Annotated in this window: 18 protein-coding genes; 12 read left to right on the top strand and 6 right to left on the bottom strand. The window is 67.3% G+C overall.

The window, feature by feature from the left end:
• Positions 1 to 44 precede the first annotated feature (44 nt).
• On the bottom strand, positions 45 to 1,772 hold the full coding sequence (locus E3T28_RS10110; protein WP_134430503.1) for an L-lactate permease: 1,728 nt from the start codon (positions 1,770 to 1,772) through the stop codon (positions 45 to 47).
• A gap of 136 nt (positions 1,773 to 1,908) precedes the next feature.
• On the opposite strand from E3T28_RS10110, the gene E3T28_RS10105 reads away from it, so the two are divergent.
• Genes E3T28_RS10105 through E3T28_RS10095 form a run of 3 tightly spaced genes read left to right on the top strand, consistent with a single transcriptional unit; the run spans position 1,909 to position 3,737 of the window.
• A complete protein-coding gene (locus tag E3T28_RS10105; RefSeq protein WP_134430500.1) occupies positions 1,909 to 2,616 on the top strand; it encodes a GntR family transcriptional regulator in 708 nt (235 codons plus the stop codon).
• Between the two features lie 16 nt (positions 2,617 to 2,632).
• Positions 2,633 to 3,202: a hypothetical protein gene (locus E3T28_RS10100; RefSeq protein WP_134430497.1), complete on the top strand. Its 570-nt coding sequence runs from the start codon at positions 2,633 to 2,635 to the stop codon at positions 3,200 to 3,202.
• Positions 3,203 to 3,218: 16 nt separating this feature from the next.
• Complete coding sequence (locus E3T28_RS10095; RefSeq protein ID WP_134430495.1) at positions 3,219 to 3,737, top strand: hypothetical protein; 519 nt, start codon at positions 3,219 to 3,221, stop codon at positions 3,735 to 3,737.
• An 88-nt stretch (positions 3,738 to 3,825) separates the two neighbouring features.
• Here the strand turns inward: E3T28_RS10095 and E3T28_RS10090 are convergent, their stop codons facing one another.
• A complete protein-coding gene (locus E3T28_RS10090; protein ID WP_166786986.1) occupies positions 3,826 to 5,076 on the bottom strand; it encodes a low temperature requirement protein A in 1,251 nt (416 codons plus the stop codon).
• 141 nt (positions 5,077 to 5,217) lie between these two features.
• Between E3T28_RS10090 and E3T28_RS10085 the strand changes: the two genes are divergently transcribed.
• The 7 genes from E3T28_RS10085 to E3T28_RS10055 all read left to right on the top strand — a co-directional run bounded on the left by E3T28_RS10085 (position 5,218) and on the right by E3T28_RS10055 (position 12,078).
• Positions 5,218 to 6,402, top strand: a complete 1,185-nt coding sequence (locus E3T28_RS10085) for an acetyl-CoA C-acyltransferase (RefSeq protein WP_134430489.1) — start codon at positions 5,218 to 5,220, stop codon at positions 6,400 to 6,402.
• Entirely contained in the window at positions 6,403 to 7,149 is a 747-nt protein-coding gene (locus E3T28_RS10080) for an enoyl-CoA hydratase/isomerase family protein (RefSeq protein WP_134430486.1), read from the top strand.
• A 128-nt stretch (positions 7,150 to 7,277) separates the two neighbouring features.
• Positions 7,278 to 8,093, top strand: a complete 816-nt coding sequence (locus tag E3T28_RS10075) for a 3-hydroxyacyl-CoA dehydrogenase family protein (RefSeq protein WP_241979284.1) — start codon at positions 7,278 to 7,280, stop codon at positions 8,091 to 8,093.
• Complete coding sequence (gene paaZ, locus E3T28_RS10070; RefSeq protein ID WP_134430480.1) at positions 8,090 to 10,159, top strand: phenylacetic acid degradation bifunctional protein PaaZ; 2,070 nt, start codon at positions 8,090 to 8,092, stop codon at positions 10,157 to 10,159. The genes E3T28_RS10075 and paaZ overlap by 4 nt, the downstream gene beginning before the upstream one ends.
• Before the next feature lie 404 nt (positions 10,160 to 10,563).
• A complete protein-coding gene (locus E3T28_RS10065; RefSeq protein WP_198417190.1) occupies positions 10,564 to 10,746 on the top strand; it encodes a hypothetical protein in 183 nt (60 codons plus the stop codon).
• A 133-nt stretch (positions 10,747 to 10,879) separates the two neighbouring features.
• Positions 10,880 to 11,509 carry a hypothetical protein gene (locus tag E3T28_RS10060; RefSeq protein WP_134430478.1) on the top strand — a complete coding sequence of 210 codons (630 nt, stop codon included), beginning with the start codon at positions 10,880 to 10,882 and terminating at the stop codon, positions 11,507 to 11,509.
• A gap of 149 nt (positions 11,510 to 11,658) precedes the next feature.
• Positions 11,659 to 12,078 carry a bleomycin resistance protein gene (locus tag E3T28_RS10055; protein ID WP_198417189.1) on the top strand — a complete coding sequence of 140 codons (420 nt, stop codon included), beginning with the start codon at positions 11,659 to 11,661 and terminating at the stop codon, positions 12,076 to 12,078.
• A 342-nt stretch (positions 12,079 to 12,420) separates the two neighbouring features.
• Here the strand turns inward: E3T28_RS10055 and E3T28_RS10050 are convergent, their stop codons facing one another.
• A complete protein-coding gene (locus E3T28_RS10050; RefSeq protein WP_134430473.1) occupies positions 12,421 to 14,493 on the bottom strand; it encodes a glucose PTS transporter subunit IIA in 2,073 nt (690 codons plus the stop codon).
• Between the two features lie 221 nt (positions 14,494 to 14,714).
• Between E3T28_RS10050 and E3T28_RS10045 the strand changes: the two genes are divergently transcribed.
• The gene (locus tag E3T28_RS10045; RefSeq protein WP_134430470.1) at positions 14,715 to 15,377 is read left to right on the top strand and encodes a GNAT family N-acetyltransferase; all 663 of its coding nucleotides are present in this window, start codon (positions 14,715 to 14,717) and stop codon (positions 15,375 to 15,377) included.
• A 121-nt stretch (positions 15,378 to 15,498) separates the two neighbouring features.
• Here the strand turns inward: E3T28_RS10045 and E3T28_RS10040 are convergent, their stop codons facing one another.
• Together E3T28_RS10040 and E3T28_RS17375 are read right to left on the bottom strand one after the other, a co-directional pair.
• The gene (locus E3T28_RS10040; RefSeq protein ID WP_241979283.1) at positions 15,499 to 16,317 is read right to left on the bottom strand and encodes a zinc-binding dehydrogenase; all 819 of its coding nucleotides are present in this window, start codon (positions 16,315 to 16,317) and stop codon (positions 15,499 to 15,501) included.
• Between the two features lie 25 nt (positions 16,318 to 16,342).
• On the bottom strand, positions 16,343 to 16,564 hold the full coding sequence (locus tag E3T28_RS17375) for a hypothetical protein (protein WP_241979285.1): 222 nt from the start codon (positions 16,562 to 16,564) through the stop codon (positions 16,343 to 16,345).
• Positions 16,565 to 16,869: 305 nt separating this feature from the next.
• On the opposite strand from E3T28_RS17375, the gene E3T28_RS10035 reads away from it, so the two are divergent.
• Positions 16,870 to 17,397, top strand: a complete 528-nt coding sequence (locus E3T28_RS10035) for an SUMF1/EgtB/PvdO family nonheme iron enzyme (protein WP_134430467.1) — start codon at positions 16,870 to 16,872, stop codon at positions 17,395 to 17,397.
• Here the strand turns inward: E3T28_RS10035 and E3T28_RS10030 are convergent.
• Positions 17,345 to 18,697 carry an MFS transporter gene (locus E3T28_RS10030; RefSeq protein ID WP_134430464.1) on the bottom strand — a complete coding sequence of 451 codons (1,353 nt, stop codon included), beginning with the start codon at positions 18,695 to 18,697 and terminating at the stop codon, positions 17,345 to 17,347. The two genes, E3T28_RS10035 and E3T28_RS10030, sit on opposite strands and share 53 nt — an antisense overlap.
• Positions 18,698 to 18,718: the final 21 nt, after the last annotated feature.

Below are 18,718 nucleotides of genomic sequence, written 5' to 3'. Positions count from 1 at the left end.
CGAGAGGGTCGTCGAGGGGGTGTCCACCGTGCCGCGGCGGGCCATTACGGCACCATCCAGCCGAGGACCGGGGTGGACTGCAGCACGATCAGGATGGTGATCAGCACGAGGAGCCCGAGGCTCCAGCCGACCAGCTTGCGGAAGAGCAGGCTCTCCGCTCCCACCAATCCGACCGCGGCGGCGGCCACAGCCAGGTTCTGCAGCGAGAGCATCTTGCCGAGCACTCCGGCCGAGGAGTTGGCGGCGGCCATCAGCACCGGCGACAGGCCGGTCGCGTTGGCGGCGGTGACCTGCAACTGTCCGAAGAGTGCGTTGGACGAGGTGTCGGAACCCGTCAGGGCCACGCCGATCCAGCCGATTAGAGGGGAGATCACGGCAAAGAACACACCCGCGGTGGCGAGCCAGGCGCCGAGGGAGGCGGTCTGGCCAGACAGGTTCATGACGAACGAGAGGGCCAGCACGGCGGTGACGGTGACGATGGTCCAGCGCAGCTGCACGAGGGTGTCACCGTAGATCTTGAGGCCCTGGCGGAACGAGACCTTGTAGAGGGCCATGGTGATCAAGCCGGAGAAGAGCAGCAGGGTGCCGGTGGCCTTGATGTGGTCGAGCTTGAAGGTGGTCGCCGGGACTGGGTTGCCGGCCGCGTCGACCACGTCCAGTCCGGGCCAGGGGAAGGTGACGCTGCCCACGACGCCGAGCCAGGCCTTGACGGCCGGGATCTGCGCGATCGAGAAGATGCCCATGATGATCAGGTATGGGGCGACGGCCTTCCAGACCTGGCGGGGCTCCGGGCGGGTGTTGTCGGTCAGGTCGGGGCTGTCGGCGGAGCGTCGGGCCGACTTGAGCGCGGTGGTGGGGGTGCTGCGCATGGCGGATTCGGGAACCGCGGCACCCACGGTCGTGCTCACCAGGTTCTCGGCACCGGACAGTTCGACGTCGTCGTTCAGGCCCATGGATTCGGACGGCTGCCAGAAGCGCAGCATGATCAGGACGGCAGCAACGGTGGCGACGGCGGCCACGACATCCGTCAGTTCGACGGCGAAGTAGTTGGCCGTGACGAACTGGGCCAGCCCGAAGACGAGACCGGCGACCACGGCCACCGGCCAGGTCTGCTTGATGCCGCGCTTGCCGTCGACGATGAAGACGAGGATCAGCGGCACGATCACGGCGATGAACGGCGTCTGGCGACCGGCCATGGAGGCGAGGTCCTGGATCGGCAGGCCGGTCACGCCGTTGAGGGCGATGATCGGGGCGGCCATGGCGCCGAAGGCCACCGGAGCCGTGTTGGCCAGCAGCGAGACCATGGCGGACTTGAGCGGCTTCATTCCCGCGGCCATCAGCATGGCGGCGGAGATGGCGACCGGGGCGCCGAATCCGGCGAGCGACTCGAGCAGCGCGCCGAAGCAGAACGCGATCAGGATGGCGAGAATACGCAGGTCGTTGGAAATGGAACGGATGGTGCGGCCCAGCACCTCGAACCAGGGGGTGGCCACGGTGAGCTTGTAGATCCACAACGCGTTGACCAGGATCCAGAGGATCGGGAAGAGGCCGTAGAAAATGCCGGCCGCCGTTGCGCTCAGCGCCTGGCCGACGGGCATCTGCCAACCGACAACGGCGAGCACGACGGAGAGGAGCAGACTGGCGAGGGCCGCCTTGTGCGCCTTGACCCGGAACACGCCGAGTAGGACGAAGAGGAGAATGAGTGGCAAAGCGGCACAAATGGCCGACAGGACGAGGGATCCAAGAATCGGATCGAGTATCTGTTGAAAGATGGGGTCTCCACACTGAGGTCATGGTCACGCCGTCGTGACACCTCCACGATTGTCTAGCAAGTATGCAAGTAAGTCAACAATATTTGTGATTTTGTCTGTCAAGATGAGAACACTCGTTTAGGAAAGGCAGGCTCCCGTGGCAGCGCGCGTAACGGCAACGTCGATCGTGGATGCCATTTCAAACGATCTGAGAACCCGGATCCTCGAGGGTGAATTAACCTCCGATCTGGCCCTGACCGAGACCGAGATGGCCGCGAGCTACGACGTAGCCCGCCCCACGGCGAAGGCGGCGATCGAGAAGCTGGTGTCCGAGGGGCTGCTCGTGCGCGGGGCGCACAAGAGTGCCCGTGTCGCCGAGCTCGGCCCGGACTCTGTGCGCGACATCTACCGGGCCCGCGCCTACCTCGAGAGCGAGGTGCTGCGCCGCCTGGCCGTGACTCGCACCGTCCCGGAGGGGGCCGTGCAGGCGAACCGTGACATCGCGGCCGTGGCCGGCGGCTCCGCGCTCGACGTGGTGGAGCCCGATATGCGCTTCCACACCAGTCTGATCGACGCCGTCGGCAACGAGCGACTCAGCAAGATGTACCGTTCGCTGGTCAGTGAGGTACGTCTGTGCATGGTCCGGGTGCAGTCCCTCAATCTGCTCGACACGGCGCTGATCCAGGCCGAACACCAGCGCATCCTGGAGCTCATCGCCGAGGGTGACGGCCCCGGGGCCGCCCAGCTGCTCGATGAGCACCTCTCCCGTGCCCGCGAGCGCCTCGCGGCCGCCATCGGCGGTGAAGCCGGCCCGGAGGCCCACCACCCGTCGTCCCTGCACCCGTCCTCCCTGCACTCGTCCTGAGTGCCTGCGGCACACAATGGGATATTTTCTCGCACCATCGACCAGCGCGGCCCTGTCGCGCCTGGCCGCCCTGGACGCCGCCCCCGGTTCGGCGCCGCTCGAGCGGCTGCGGGCCATCCGCTCCCTGCTCCTCGAACTTGACGCCGACCCGGCCACCCTCGTGGGGGTGCGCGACGCTCTCCGCGGGGGCGCGGACTGGGACGAGATCGCCGATGCCGCGGGGCTGAAGCCGGCCGCCGCGAAGTGGCGTTGGAACGGCACCGACGCCGAGATCGCCGCCCGCCAGGAGGCCGGACGCAAGCGGGCCGCGCGCCCCAGCGCCGTGCCCACGGATCTGCCCGGGCTGTCCGTGTCCGAGGCCGCAGCGCAGTTGGGCGTCACTGCCCAGGCGATCTACCTGAAGCTGAGCCGCGGCAAGCTCGCCGGCCGGACCGTCGAACTCGCCGACGGCCGCAGCTACAAGCGGGTCTTCCTCAACGACGACCCGAATGCCCGCGGGGACGCCCGCCGTGACCCTGCCCGCCTTGACCCTGCCCAGTCGGTAGAAGACAATGACCCAACCGCCTCTTCCCCCGATGCACCCTGACGACGGAGCCCGAACAATGACTGATTTCTCCTCGACCGGCACGTCCACCCGGGCGCTGCCCCTGAACGATCAGACCGAGACGCTCGAGCCCGTCGAAGACCCGCAGCCGGCCGCGGCCCAGCCGGCTCCCGCTCCAGCGTCGACACCACGATTCACGACCACGCCCGGCCAGCGCACCGCACTCGTCGTCCTGGTCGGCATCGCCGCGCTCGCGGTGGCCTTCATCGTGATGCTGCTGGTCGGGGTGTCGAGCGAGAGCATCAACGCCCTGGCCGTCTTCGCCACGCCCATCGCCTCGATGGTGGCCGCCTACTACGGCATCACCCTGAGCATTCAGCAGGTGCGCAGCGAACGCGCCGAAAAGGAGAAGGCCATCGCCCGAGCGGATGCCGCAGACGCCGCCAGCCGCGAAACCGAGGTTTGGGCCGCCCAGATGGAGTCCGGCCTGCGCGTCGCGATGGCCCAGCTCACCGCCGCCCGCATCGGCACCGAGTCGGTGACGAAGGCCGCCGGAACCCCCGACGGATTCTTCTAACCGCGGTTCGATCATCTGACACGACAGGAATGAGGGGTATCGCATTGGGCGCACCCCGTGTTCCTGTCGTTTCGCTGCCCCGTCTCGGCTAGCCGGCCTTTTCCTCGGCGGTGCCGTTCCGCACGCGCACGATGGTGTCCCAGCAGGCGACGGTGGCCAGCACGAACGCTCCCGCCGCTCCCACGGCGAGCGGTGGCAGGGCGGAGGCGAGAGGCAGCGCCAGCAACAGCACCGCGATACCGCTCAGGTGGGAGACCAGAACTTCCCCGGCGACGAGGAACCGGAACAGCGCCAGCCCTAGCAGGTACAGCAGCGGCCCGCCGGTGATCGCGACGGCCGTCGAGAACGTGACCGGGCCATCCGGATGCGCCAGGATCTCTTTGTCGCCGACCGAGGTCAGCACCACGCCCGCGATGATCAGGGCGTGCACATAGGTATAGGCGAGGCGGGCGAGACGGCCGGGGTTGGCTGCCTCGGTGAGTGCCTTGCTGCCGGCGTGCTCCCCGTGGTCGAAATACAGCCACCACATGGCCGCTCCGCTCACGAAGGCCAACAGGAGGCCGAGCACGCCCGGCACCGAGACGTCCTGGTCGACGAAGGCGAAGCCGGTCACCAGGAAGGATTCTCCGAGCGCGATGATGACGAACAGGGCGCTGCGCTCCGCGATGTGCGGGCCGGACAGCTCGCCATTGCCGGGGGTGGCCCGGCCGAGGCCCGGAACCGGGAAACCGAGCGAGGCCGACACGAATTCGATCCCCAACGCTGACGCCCAGAGCAGCAGCCGGTAGTCGGCCGGGAGCAGACCGCCGAGAATCCAGAACAGCCCGGCCACGGCCAGCCAGACGAAGATTCGCACGAAGGCGCGGAAGAGGGCAGGGTCGTGGCGCGCGAGCGCGAGGGCCATGAAGGCCGTGCGGCCGAGCTGCAGGGTGACATAGGCCACGGCGAAGATGAGTCCCCGGTCGCCGAACGATTCGAAGATCGAGACGCTGACCACGAGCCCGATGAGGGAGAGGCCGATCACGACCCCGCGCACGGGCAGGCGCGCCGGGTCGAGCACGTTGGTCACCCAGGTGGTGTGCACCCAGATCCACCACAGGGCGAGCACCAGGACGACGGACTCCGCGGCGCCCTGCCAGGACTGGTTCTCATAGAGATGGTTCGACAGTTGGGTCAGCGCGAAAACGAAGATCAGGTCGAAGAACAACTCGATGAAGGTGACCCGGTCTGCCTGGTCCGACCGGTCCGGGCGTAACAGATTGCGGCGGAGACCGAGGCGGCCGGCGGGGCGGCGACCGGTGCCGGGGGCGGATGGGACGGTGCTGGGCGTTGCGTTCACCCATCCAGTGTGCCTCAGTCGAGCCGATGTGGGGGAGGGCGGCGTGGCGGCTTCCTTTTCTTGCCCTGCAAGGACTTTCTATGACATTCTTTACAAAACGAACGGTCAGTTAGTAACACGGCGATCAAAGGTGATGAAGCCATGCCCGAAGCATTCCTCGTTGATGGTGTTCGAACTCCCATCGGCCGATACGGCGGGGTGCTGGCCGGCATCCGTCCCGACGACCTGGCCGCCGTCGTGCTGGCCGCAGTCGTGTCCCGGTCCGGACTGGATCCCACCCTGGTCGACGAGGTCATCCTGGGAGCCGCGAACCAGGCCGGCGAGGACAACCGCAACGTCGCCCGCATGGCCGTGCTCCTGGCAGGTCTCCCCGACAGCGTGCCGGGGATCACGGTCAACCGGCTCTGCGCCTCCGGGTTGTCCGCCGTGCACCTGGCCGCCAACATGATCAAGGCCGGCGAAGCGGACATCGTGATCGCGGGCGGTGTCGAGTCGATGACCCGCGCACCCTGGGTTCTCGCCAAGCCGGAGAAGGCGTTCGCCAAGCCGGGTGAGATCGTCGACACGTCGATCGGCTGGCGCTTCACCAATCCGCGCCTGACAGCGCGCGACAAGGCCACTTTTTCCATGTCCGAGACGGCCGAGGAAGTCGCGGCCCTGGACGGCATCAGCCGCACGGATGCCGACACGTTCGCCTTGCGCTCGCACCGGTTGGCGCTCGAGGCGCAGCGTGACGGTATCTTCACGCCCGAGATCGTGGGTGTCCCAACCCGGGCCGGCCTGGCCGAGATCGACGAGGGGCCCCGGGCCGACACCACGCTCGAACGCCTCGCCGGGCTGCGCTCGGTCGTGCGGCCGGGCGGCATCGTCACGGCCGGCAACGCCAGCTCCCTCAACGACGGCGCGTCCGCCATCGTCGTGGCGAGCGAGGCTGCCATCGAACGTCTGGGGCTGTCGCCCCGCGCCCGGGTAGTGGGCGGAGCCAGCGCCGGCGTCGCCCCGGAGACCATGGGGCTCGGCCCCGTCCCGGCCACGCAAAAGCTATTGCACCGCCTGGGCCTGACCATCGGGGATGTCGACGCCGTCGAACTGAACGAGGCGTTCGCGACCCAGTCGTTGGCCTGCATCCGCCGCCTCGGCCTCGACCCGGAGATCGTCAACCGGCACGGCGGCGCCATCGCCCTCGGACATCCCCTCGGATCGTCCGGTTCCCGTATCCTGATCACCCTGCTGGGACGCATGGAGCGCGAAGGTGCCCGCCGCGGCGTGGCCACCATGTGCGTGGGCGTCGGGCAGGGCTCCTCCCTACTCGTGGAGCGAGTCTAGATGTCGCGTGAGTTCTCGACCCTGCTCGTCGAGTACCGGCCGGACCGCGTGCACGTGCAGCTCAACCGTCCGGATGTGCGCAACGCGATCGACCAGACCATGATCGACGAGCTGCACCTGGTCTGCGGCGAACTCGAACGCGGGCCGCGCATCCTGATCCTCTCCGGCACGAACGGCGTCTTCGCCTCCGGGGCCGACATCGCGCAGCTGCGGGACCGCCGGGCCGAGGACGCCCTGAAGGGCATCAACTCCGGCCTGTTCGGCCGGATCGCCAGGCTGCCGCTGCCGGTGATCGCCGCCATCGACGGTTGGGCGCTCGGCGGAGGTGCCGAACTGGCCTACGCCGCCGACTTCCGGCTCGCCTCGACGACGGCTCGGCTCGGCAACCCGGAGACCGCCCTCGGCATCATCCCGGCGGCCGGTGCGCTCTGGCGGCTGGCCGCACTGGTCGGCGAACCCGTGGCCAAGGAGATCATCCTGGCCGGTCGTATCCTGACCGCCGCCGAGGCGCTGGCCGTGCACCTGGTCACCGAGGTGCACGAACCGGGCGCCCTGCTGGCGGCCGCACACGCGCTGGCCGACCGGATCGCCAGACAGGACCCCCTGGCCACCCAGCTGGCCAAAGAGGTCTTCCATGTCCCGGCGGCCGCGCATCCGTTGGCCGACAACGAAGCCCAGGCCCGGCTCTTCGAGTCCGAGGAGAAATTCGCCCGCATGACCGCATTCCTGGAGAGGAAGAAGCGATGACGCTCAGCACCGAGGCCACCGAGGCCACCGAGGCCACCGAGGTCACCGAGGCTACTCAGGCCACCGAGGCGACCCAGCCCGTCTCCGAGCAGGTGCCCGCCCAGGTCGGCGTGCTCGGCGGCGGCCGCATGGGCGCCGGCATCGCCCACGCATTCCTGATGGCCGGCGCCCACGTCACCGTCGTCGAGCAGGGAGACGCCGCGGCAGCCGCCGCTCGCGACCGGGTTCTGGCGGCCGTCGACAGGTCCCTCGGTCGCGGCAGCGTGACCGCGAGCCGTGCCGAGCTCAGCGACCGCCTGACCGTGGCAACGGATGCCGCCGCGTTCGCCGGCTCCGGCCTCGTCGTCGAGGCCGTTCCCGAGAACGTGGCGCTGAAGACGCAGGCGCTCCGCTTGGTGGAGGCGCACCTCGCCCCTACAGCCTGGCTGGCGTCCAACACCTCTTCGCTGTCGATCACCGATCTGGCCGAGGCGCTGGACCGCCCGGGCCGGTTCATCGGACTGCACTTCTTCAACCCGGTGCCGGTCTCGACCCTGATCGAGGTCGTCACCGGGGAGCGCACCGACCCTGAACTCGCCCGGCTCGCCCGGTCGTGGGTGTCGGCGCTCGGGAAGACGCCCATCCTGGTGCGGGACTCGCCCGGGTTCGCCAGTTCCCGCCTCGGCGTCGCGATCGCGCTCGAGGCGATCCGCATGGTCGAGGAGGGCGTCGCCAGTCCCGAGGACATCGACACGGCCATGGTGCTCGGCTACAAGCATCCGGTCGGGCCTCTCCGCACCACCGACATCGTCGGTCTCGACGTTCGCCTCGGCATAGCCGAGCACCTGCACGACACCCTCGGCGACCGGTTCACCCCGCCGCAACTGCTGCGCGACCTCGTCGCGCGCGGTGACCTCGGACGCAAGAGCGGCCGCGGCTTCTTCGATTGGAAGGACGCATCATGACACTCCTCAGCAATGGCACCAGCACTGACACGAGCTCTGACACGGTCGTTCCCAGCTACGTCCTCGACTCCTGGTGGACCCCGGGTGCCGACGCGCGCACCCAGCGCGTCCTCGACGCGAGCACCGGCGTCGAGGTCGCCCGGGTCAGCAGCGACGGACTCGACCTGGCCGCCGTGGTCGAACACGCCCGCACGATCGGTCAGGCTTCGCTGGGCGAACTGACCTTCCATCAGCGCGCCATCCTGCTGAAGCAGCTGGGACAGTACTTGGGCGGGGTCAAAGAGGAGCTCTATGAGCTCTCCGCCCGCACCGGCGCCACCCGCTACGACTCGATGGTCGACATCGACGGCGGCATCGGCGTTCTGTTCACGCTGTCCTCCAAAGGCCGGCGCGAGATGCCCAACAGCCAGGTCTACATCGACGGCGACGTCGAGGCGCTGTCCCGGGACGGCTCCTTCAGCGGTCAGCACATCTACACCCGCATCCCCGGCGTCGCCTGCCAGATCAACGCCTTCAACTTCCCGGTCTGGGGCATGCTCGAGAAGCTGGCCCCGGCGTTCATCGCCGGCGTGCCGACGATCGTGAAGCCCGCGACCCCCACCGGCTACCTGACCGAGGCGGTCGTGCGCCACATTCTGGCGTCCGGCATCCTGCCCGCCGGGTCCCTGCAGCTGATCTCCGGCAGCGCCCGCGACCTGATCGACCACCTCGACTACCGGGACCTGGTGGCGTTCACCGGGTCGGCCGGCACCGCCCGCTCCCTCAAGGCCCACCCGAACGTGGTCGAGGGCGGCGTGCGCTTCACCAGCGAGACCGACTCGCTCAACGCCGCGATTCTGGGCCCAGACGCTGCGGCCGGTACGGCCGAGTTCGACGCCTACGTCGCCTCCGTGGTGGCCGAGATGACCAGCAAGGCCGGCCAGAAGTGCACGAGCATCCGCCGGCTGATCGTGCCGGCGGGTCGTCGCGACCAGGTGGTCGCGGCCGTGTCCGAACGGATGGTCCGCCGCGTCACCATCGGCGACCCACGCGCCGAGGGGGTCACCATGGGGCCCCTCGCCAGCACCGGGCAGCGCGACGAGGTGCTCGCCAGCGTCGCCCGGCTGGTCGACGGCGGCGGACGCATCGTGATGGGCTCGGTCGACGCCCCGGCCGGAACCGACCCGGAAGGCGCCTTCGTGGCCCCCATCCTGCTGGCCTTCCACGACCCGGAGAGCCCGGCCGTGCACGAGATCGAAGCCTTCGGCCCAGTGGCCTCCATCATCGAATACACCGATCTGGACCACGCCGTCGCGCTGGCCGCGCGCGGCGGCGGCTCACTGGTGACGACGGTGGCCACCCACCACCCGGATGTCGCGCGCACGCTTGTGCTTGGGATCGCCGCGCACCACGGCCGGGTGCTGATGCTCGACCGGGTCGACGCGCGCAGCAGCACGGGCCACGGCTCTCCCGTTCCGCACCTCGTGCACGGCGGACCCGGGCGGGCCGGCGGTAGCGAGGAACTCGGCGGCATCCGTTCGGTGCTGCACCACATGCAGCGCACGGCGATCCAGGGCTCGCCCGACATGCTGACCGCCATCACGGGGGAGTGGCACACCGGCGCCGCGGTGCGCACGGGCATCCACCCGTTCCGTAAGTCCCTGGCCGAGTTACGGGTGGGCGACCAGACGCAGGGCGGGCCGCGCGTGGTCACCCTGGCTGACATCACGGCGTTCGCCGAGGCCACCGGTGACAAGTTCTACGCGCACACCGACGCCGAGGCGGCCGCGGCGAACCCGTTCTTCCCCGGGATCGTCGCGCACGGCTACCTGCTGGTGTCCTGGGCGGCCGGGCTGTTCGTGGACGCGGCTCCCGGGCCGGTGCTCGCGAACTCCGGACTGGAAAAGCTGCGGTTCGTCACCCCGGTGTCGCCCGGTGACAGCATCCGGGTCACCCTGACGGCCAAGCGGATCACCCCGCGGGAGACCGACGAGTACGGCGAGGTCTGCTGGGACGCCGTGCTGCACAACCAGAACGATGAGATCGTCGCCACCTACGACGTTCTCACCCTGGTCGCCAAGGAGTAACCCCCGCGCGCCCGAGCCGAGTTCGCTCGTTCTGGGCGTCGTCGTCGCACCAACTCGACGGAAATTCTCGGGAAGAAGCCGGTTTTTGAGCCATTCTGGTCCATCTTCGGCAGAATCTCCGTCGAACTGGTTCGCCCTGCGGGGCGCGTAGCGGGTGCCGGACCACACAAGCGCGGCTGTGGTTCCGGCGCGTGTGGTGGCTAACTCAGGAGATCCGTCCGGCCGCACCGGGTATCGGCGCCGGTTCCGCACTGGTCCGTGACGGCCGGACAGCCCGGGCGACGGATGTCCTGAGTTGGCCACACGCACGGCCTCGGTCCACGCCGTATCCCTGTCCCACACCGAACTGGACAGTCGGTCGCTGATGCTCGTGCGCATCGCGGCACTCGCCGGTCGAGGCCCCGATGATGTCCTATCTGGTGCACATCGGGCCGGCCGAGGAAGCAGGTCTGACCGTCGACGACGTCGAGGACGTGCTCGTCGCCGTGGCCCCGATCATCGGCACTCCGCGCACCGCGGCCGCCGTGGGGAAGATCGCCGAGGCCCTCGGTCTGGCGATCCAGTTGACCTCGGAAGACACCGAATAGACCAGAGCGACTAGCCATAGCGGTGGTCACGCGGTAAGGGTAGCTACAGGAACACCGGTCCAGGGTGTCCGGCCCGTCTCACCCTCGGGGGAGCGGGCCGGATGCTGATAGCCACCGAAATGAGAGAGTCCCCATGACGAAATCGGCCAGCCAACAGCACCTTCGCGCCCTGATCGGCATCCTCGCCGCGGCCGCTCTTCTCACTGGGTGCGCCCAGTCGGAGCCGTCGGCGTCACCCATGCCATCCGCCACGTCGTCGGAGGCTGCCACCGGCTCGCCGGCCACCGGCACGCCGCCCACTGAGGAGCAGACCGCCTGGGCCGGTGACGTCTGCTCGTCGACGTCCACCCTGAAGACAGACGTGCAGGGCCTGGTGTCGACAGTCGCCGCGGGCGGCGATGATGTCTCGGCCCGGCTGAACACCCAGATGGAGACGATCAAGGATTCGGCGGCCGCCCTCGCGGCCACGATCAAGGCCGTGCCGAGGGGCAGTGAAGACGATCCCGAGGTGTCCGCCGTCAGGCAATCATCGGATAACCTCGGCTCGGCGATCTCCGACCTCGAGGCGAGCGTCGCCTCGGTGGAAGGCGCCACCGGCACGGGCCTGGTTGTGGCCCTCGGGTCGGTCGCCGGCGATGCCGGCGCGTCCCTGACGGCGCTCGCTTCCACGGTGACGGCGATCGGTGCGGCCGCCGCTGACGGCACGAGCACGGTCGGTCAGGCCTTCGACGCCGCACCGGAGTGCAGTTCCCTCACCCGGTAGGCCTCCGTTCCGCGACCTGTCAGTGCCCGTGCGGTGGTCGAGCGTGTCACGACCCGGCGCTGCGCCCGTCCGGTGGACGAGCCTGTCCAGACCCGGTGACCCCGGCATGACAGCATGAGTGCATGACAACGGGAACAGATCCAGCGCTGGTGCCCGAACTTCTGGTGCGGAATCTCGCCGACAGCATTGCGTTTTGGTGCGACCTGTGTGGATTCACGATTCGCTACGATCGTCCGGATGACGGCTTCGCGTACATCACACGGGGATCCGCGCACGTGATGCTGGAACAGGCGGGCACCGGTAGGAACTGGATCACGGCGCCACTCGATACCCCATACGGCCGCGGAGTGAACTTCCAGGTGGCCGTGTCCGACGTCGATTCGATCCTGTCGGCATTGCGAGCGGCCGGCGACTCTCTGTTCATGCAGCCCGAGTCGAAGTGGTACCGCGTCGACGACGAGGAAGTCGGTGTGCGTCAGTTCCTGGTCACCGATCCGGACGGCTACCTGATTCGGTTTCAAAGCCCGCTCGGGCGACGACCTCTCACCGGGGAACCGCCCGTTCGTTGACCACGGGAACGTCGATTCCGTCGAAGGGCTCACCGATCACCGGCTGTTCCAAGGCCTGTTGGGTTCTGGCGCTCAGAACGGATGTCCAGTGCAGGTCCGCGGGCTCGTCAGCCGCCGTTACGGCACGTGCAACGATCGGACTCCGCCACTCCGTAAAGCGCGTTCACGATGTGCTGGCCACAACCGTCCCAAGTTGCCATCGTGCAGTGTGAACACGTGATCAGCACAGGGTGATCCTCTTTGCTGATCTATCTAATCGATGAGAACATACCCCCTGGAGTATAAGTGCACGCAGAAAAAAGGTGGGCAGAGAATCTCTGCCCACCTTTTGACTTGGGTGTCCTACTTGGCGGAGACCGTGATCAGAGGGCTTCCGACCTCTACCTGGCCAGACGCCGCCTGGTCGACCGATCCGAACTTCTTGGGGTTCGTCACGAGCACCGGGGTGACCAGCGAGTAGCCGGCATCCTCGATCACCTTGCGGTCGAAGGTCACCAGGGGAGTGCCTGCCTCCACCCGGTCGCCCGCGGCCACCTTGACCTCGAAGCCCTTGCCCGCGAGGTTCACGGTGTCGATGCCCACGTGAATGAGCATTTCAACACCGTTGTCGAGGCGCAGACCGAAGGCGTGGCCGGTCGCCTGAGCGACTAGCACCTTGCCGGCTCCAGGTGCGTACACGGTGTCCTCGGTCGGATCGATTCCGACGCCGAGCCCGACAATTCCCTTGCTGAACACGGGGTCCGGCACGTCGGCGAGCGGAACGACGATGCCGGCGACGGGTGAGCCGATCGTGGCCAGAACCGTCGCGGTTGCGGTCGACGTTGCGGTCGCGACTGCGGTCGCTGTTCCCGTGCCCGTGCCCGTGCTTGACGCACCGGCAACGCCCGGCGCCGCGATGTCAGAGGCAGGTGCTGCCTCGTCGCTCACAGCGGTTTCGGCGGAGAGAGCCGCGGCGAATTCCGCCTTCTGCTCGGGCGTCTTGTAGCCGGAGAGGATCACGAGGATCATCGCGGTGAAGAACGACGCGGCGACAGCGCCCGCGTACAGCGGGATGTTGTCGAACGCGGGGATGGTCAACAGCGAGGTGAAGACGAAGGCGCTGGTCTTCACGCCGCCGCCGAGGCCGATGATGACGCCACCGACGAGGCAGCCCACGAGCATCCGTGGGTAGATGCGCTTGAACCGCAGGTGGATGCCGTACAGCGACGGTTCAGAGATACCACCCAGGAGGCCGGCCGCGAGTGCACCCGTCGCCGTCTGCTTCATCAGGCGGTCCTTTTCGCGGATCGACAGGAACAGCACGCCGGCGGTCGCGCCGAAGCACGCGAAGTTCCAGGCGCCCATGGGGCCCTGGATGAAGTCATAGCCGAGGGACTGGATGTTGAGCAGCATGATCGCGTTCAGCGGCCAGTGCAGGCCGAGAGGAACCATGAACGGGTAGGCGAGCGGGATGACGACCGCGAAGATGAACGGCGAGAAGTCGTTGATCGACTTCAGGAAGTTACCAAGACCGGCACCGCCGTACACGCCCATCGGACCGATCAGGAAGGCGGTCAGCGGGATCATGATGAGCATGCTGAGGAACGGCACGAAGATCAGCTGAACGCTGGACGGAATGATCTTCTTCAGGTACTTCGTCAGCAGGCCGAGGACGACCGCCATGAGCAGCGGCGGGAACACCTGGGAGCTGTAGTCGGTGACGGTCAGCGGCAGCCCGAAGATCTGCACGACTGCTGCCTTGCCGCCGAAGACGGTCTCTGCTCCGTCGGTGAGTCCCAGCGCGTTGAAGCCGGGGAGCATGACGACGGCCATGATGCCGAAGCCGACCCAGGGGTCAGCGCCGAGCCGCTTGGAGGCGTTGTAGGCGACCATCAAAGGCAGGAAGACGAAAACGCCCTGCCACATCAGGTTGATGAATGCCCAGGACGGGTCGAGGGTGACGCCCGGTGCGTTCCATGAGGGGATGACCCCAAGGGTCGCCATCAGGGCCATGAACGTGATGAACAAGGATGCTCCGAGGAGCGCCCCAAGGATCGGGCGGAAGGAGTCGGACAGCACCTCGAAGAACGTGTCCAGCCCGGAGAACTTCCCGCGCGGGCCCTTCGAACGTTCCGCGGCCTTGACCTCGTCGATGCTGTCACCGGTGTGGTGGTCGCCCGCGTGCTTCTTCATCGCGGGCAGCGCCATAATGTCGTTGTAGACGGTCTCTACCGCTCCGCCAATGACGATCTGGTACCGATCGCCGGACTGCGGAACGGCGCCGAGAACCAAAGGCAACGCCTCGACGGCTGCCTGGTCGATCCCCGATGCATCCTTTAACGTGAAGCGCAGCCGGGTGGCACAGTGGGTGAGGCCGACGACGTTTTCGGCCCCTCCGATACTTTCAATAATGTCTGCAGCGGGTTTCGATGCCACCTTGGACTCCTTCTGGTGTTGATGCGGAACGTGATATTTCCGCTTGTTACAGCGCAGCGCGAAGCGCGTTGGCCGGCCGATGAACGTACTTGTCTAAACGTATCGTTAGCAATGATAACGGTTTATCGGCCCACTCCCGAGCACCGGGTCCTCGCCGGTGTCAGTGGACCGGATTGTGTCGCAGCCGGATCAGCCGCCGATGGCGCACCTAGATTGGTCACATGTCCAAACCGATTGACGAGCTATGGCCACCCTTCGGGCTGAAAATCACCTGCGGGCCCCTGACGCTGTCTCCTGTCAGCGACGCCGACCTACCTGGGCTCGCCGCGCTCGCCCTGGCCGGTATCCATGCGCCGACGGAGATGCCGTTCTACTTCCCGTGGACCGTCGGTTCCCCTGACGAGGTGCGGTTGAGGCTCATGCAGTACCACTGGGCCAAGCGAGCCGAGATGTCGCCGACGGCTTGGACGCTCGAAACCACGGTTCGCGTCGACGGTGAAATCGTCGGTTGCCAGAGCATCTCAACCAGGGACTACCTCGTCACGAGGACCGGGGAGACGGGCTCGTGGCTCGGCATGACGCACCACGGCCGAGGGATCGGTACCGTCATGCGACAGGCTCTCTGCGCCTTCATGTTCGATCACCTGGACGCCGCCGAGGTCACCTCAGCGGCATTCGTTGACAATCCTGCCTCGCTCGCCGTGTCCAGAAAAGTCGGGTATCGGGAGAACGGGGTCGGTCGGCTGAAGAGGCGCGATGGCGAGATGGCCTTGAATCAGAGACTGGTTCTGACTGCCGGCACCCTGATCCGCGCTGAGCCCGTGGAAGTCGAAGGCGCACTCCGGCTCCGCACGTTCCTCGGCCTGACGGGGCGCGATCACTGATCAGCGCCTTTCCCTCCACAACGTGGGTCTGATCGTGTTATCCACAGGGTGTTCCGGGGTGAGCGGATGCCGCCTCGAATGTCGGTGGGTGTCCGTAGCGTGTGCGTCATGAAGCCCTCATTCATTGAAGAGCACGAGGCACTCGGGGAGTATTTCGAGGCGATCGCGGAGGCCGAACGGGCCGTCGCTGCGGCGTTCGCGAGGCGGGCGGAGTTGGTCGAGGCGTCGAGGCCCGCGTTCGAGGCGGAGGTGCTGCGGGCGGCGGGCACCCTGACGGCGTCGAAGTTGAAGTGGAGGATCCGATCAACTGCACGTTATGGAGGTAGAGGCGACGGAGGTCGAATTCGATCACCGGCCCGGCCACAGCACCCGCAATCACCCAGCGACCATCGTCCCGAAGCAGCGGCATCATGGCCGAGAGTCCCGGTCCGCCGGCGATGTCGGCAACCACATCCAGTCCTGAGGGAGCGGCGGCGGCAATCTCGGTCAACAGGTCGGGGGAGTCCCGGCTGAAGATCTGGGCTGCCCCGTTCACGAGCACAGCATCTCCTTTAGACCCGCTCGTGATCGCCAGCACCCGTGCGCCTCGAGCGGCCGCCAGCTGAACGAGGGCGAGACCGACACCCCCGGATGCCCCCGTCACGAGCACGGTCTCGCCGCCCTGCACGTGCGCACGTTCCAGCATTCCGATCGCGGTGCCGAACGCCACTGGCAGGCACGCCAGCTGCTCGTCTGACAGCGGGGAGTCCTGCACGTCATGGGCATGCGAGGCATCCACGGCGACGTACTCTGCGAACCCACCATCGGCCTCGCTGCCCAGGTACCCCACCGGCGAAGCGTTCTCGTCATCGCAGCCGTAGAGAGCCGGATCCACGAGCACCCGGCGACCCAACAGTTCTTCGGTCACGCCCGGACCTACTTCGACGACAACGCCGGTGATATCCCCACCCTGGATGCGAGGAAAATCAAAGGAGCCCAGCCAGCCAGCCGGCCTTCGCCGCGGGATCTTCAGGGAGCCCGTATGCTCCCTGGCGCGTCCGAATATCCGTGTTGTTGACCGCGGCCGCCGTGACTTTGACCAGTACCTGGTGGTCCCGAGGTTGAGGCCGCGGCCAATCGTGGTGCAGTTCCAGCACTTCGGGGCCACCGAATTTGGTCAGTACGGCTGCCGTCATCACGTTCTTCATCGTTCAAGAGTGCCAGTGTCTACAGGCTTTAGCGAAGCGCGCGCACGCGGAGACGACGGTTGAAACGAGGCACTTCGGATTGTCTCGATTTGCAGTGTTGGGCTCGGCGAGCGCGCTGGGTGTTGATCGGCGGTTGCGCTTGCTTGACGCACGGTGGCTGAGCAGATCCCGGCCTTCGCACAATTCCCGCCGCACCAGAAGCCGGCCGCTGTCAATTTGGATGCTGTCATGCGCCAGCTGGATGACGCTACCAATGGCGCGCTGCACTAGACGTGGGGCAGGAGACGTCGCCGCTGTCGGATGGCATGGTGTTCGTGCCCGGTGGGACTTTCCGCATGGGCTCGGACGATCATTACGCGGAGGAGGCGCCCGCGCACCTGGTGACGGCCAGCGCCGTGTTGATCGACCGTCGCCAGGTCACGAACGCCGATCGTGCTGCGTTCGTGACCGCGACCGGGTACACGACCGTGGCGGAACGAGAACTGGGCCCGGCGGACTTCCCGGGCGCACCGATCGAGAATCTCGCACGGGGCTCGTTGGTGTTCGCCGGCACGCGTGGTCCCGTCGACGTGCGCGACCTCATGCAGTGGTGGACCTGGACGTCGGGGCGAGCTGGCGCTCCTCGATCAGTGACGAGGAACACTCCAGTGCTCTTTGCGGGCGTCGTCGATCGCGAACCACGCGGCATCCTCTGTCTCGGTTCTGACCAGTCGGCACAGTCATCTGGACCGCCTCACGTCGACCTCGGAGTCAACGCGGCTGCCCGGTCTCGCTACTGCGTCAGTCCTCCAAAGCTTCGCCCCGCATCTCGGGGAGCCCGAGAGCGCCGATAGCCGCGACGACGAAGAACAGTGCAAAGACCGTGAACAGGAGTGCCGTCCCACCCATCTCGCGCAGAACCGGTACGGCCAGCGGAGCAACGATCGCGGCGATCCGCCCGATTCCGGCGGCCCAGCCGGCCCCGGTGGCACGGATGCGCGTGGGGTACAGCTCCGGGGTCACCGCGTAGAGCGCCCCCCAGGCGCCGAGGTTGAAGAAGGAGAGCAGCATGCCGGCAACGATCACCTGGGTGGTATTGCCGGCGAGCCCGAAAAAAGCCGCCGAGAGTGCCGAGCCGACAAGGAACACCGCGAGGGTCCTGCGCCGTCCCCAGCGCTCGATGAGGTACGCCGAAGCGGCATAGCCGGGTAGTTGCGCCACGGTGATGATCAGCGTGTAGGCAAAGGAGCGAACAAGCGAGTACCCCGACGCGACCAGGATGGTCGGAAGCCAGATGAAGGCGCCGTAGTAGGAGAAGTTCACGCAGAACCAGACCAGCCACAACGCACCCGTTCGGCGCCGCAGGCCCTGCGACCACAGCGCGGAGACGCGTGTCCGGGCACCGGAAAGCGCCGTCCTCTGAACGGTCGGTGCGGGCAGCGCAGGACCACTGGGTGCAGCGGTGACTCCGGCGGATTCTTCGAATCGTCTCACGGTCGACTCCGCCTCGGAGAGGCGGCCACGCGACTCGAGGAAGCGAACCGATTCCGGCAGCCGGAGTCGGACGACCACCGCGTAGACGGCCGGAGCCGCTCCGATGGCCAGTGCCCAGCGCCATCCGTCGTCCGACGCCGGGACGACCAGATATCCGATGACTGCGGAAACGGTCCAGCCGATGGCCCAGAACGACTCAAGGATGACGATGATGCGGCCACGAATTCGTGGCGGCGCGAACTCGCTCACGAGCGTCGAGGCGACCGGAAGTTCACCGCCGAGACCGAGCCCCACGAGGAATCGCCACGCGATGAGAACGGCGACGGTCTCGGACAACGCCGACGCTCCCGTCGCGAGTCCGTAGACGAGGAGGGTGAGTGCGAAAACCTGGCGCCGACCGATGCGATCGGCCAACAGGCCACCCAGAACTGCCCCGATGGCCATGCCGACGAACCCAGCGGAGGCAATCCAGGAGAGTTCGACGTCGGTGGCCTGCCATTGAACGGCCAATTGCGCGAGGACGAAGGAAATCAGTCCGACATCCATCGCATCCAGAGCCCAGCCCAGCCCGGAACCCACGAGCACCTTGCGGTGCTCCCGGGTGAACGGGAGCGCATCCAATCGTTCGGATCGACTGGAACGTGCGCGAACTTCAGCCATCAGGTTCCTAATTCAGCGATT

The organism is Cryobacterium sinapicolor (assembly GCF_004403465.1).
GTDB classification, from domain to species: domain Bacteria; phylum Actinomycetota; class Actinomycetes; order Actinomycetales; family Microbacteriaceae; genus Cryobacterium; species Cryobacterium sinapicolor.
This window is presented reverse-complemented; position numbering and strand designations above follow the sequence as displayed.

Coding starts and splice junctions, on each gene's coding strand:
- E3T28_RS10030 (WP_134430464.1), bottom strand. CDS start 18,697: ATGGCTGAAGTTCGCGCACGTTCCAGTCGATCCGAACGATTGGATGCG.
- E3T28_RS10085 (WP_134430489.1), top strand. CDS start 5,218: ATGCCCGAAGCATTCCTCGTTGATGGTGTTCGAACTCCCATCGGCCGA.
- E3T28_RS10100 (WP_134430497.1), top strand. CDS start 2,633: ATGGGATATTTTCTCGCACCATCGACCAGCGCGGCCCTGTCGCGCCTG.
- E3T28_RS10095 (WP_134430495.1), top strand. CDS start 3,219: ATGACTGATTTCTCCTCGACCGGCACGTCCACCCGGGCGCTGCCCCTG.
- E3T28_RS17375 (WP_241979285.1), bottom strand. CDS start 16,564: ATGAAGAACGTGATGACGGCAGCCGTACTGACCAAATTCGGTGGCCCC.
- E3T28_RS10075 (WP_241979284.1), top strand. CDS start 7,278: ATGGGCGCCGGCATCGCCCACGCATTCCTGATGGCCGGCGCCCACGTC.
- paaZ (WP_134430480.1), top strand. CDS start 8,090: ATGACACTCCTCAGCAATGGCACCAGCACTGACACGAGCTCTGACACG.
- E3T28_RS10035 (WP_134430467.1), top strand. CDS start 16,870: ATGGTGTTCGTGCCCGGTGGGACTTTCCGCATGGGCTCGGACGATCAT.
- E3T28_RS10045 (WP_134430470.1), top strand. CDS start 14,715: ATGTCCAAACCGATTGACGAGCTATGGCCACCCTTCGGGCTGAAAATC.
- E3T28_RS10060 (WP_134430478.1), top strand. CDS start 10,880: ATGACGAAATCGGCCAGCCAACAGCACCTTCGCGCCCTGATCGGCATC.
- E3T28_RS10065 (WP_198417190.1), top strand. CDS start 10,564: ATGATGTCCTATCTGGTGCACATCGGGCCGGCCGAGGAAGCAGGTCTG.
- E3T28_RS10080 (WP_134430486.1), top strand. CDS start 6,403: ATGTCGCGTGAGTTCTCGACCCTGCTCGTCGAGTACCGGCCGGACCGC.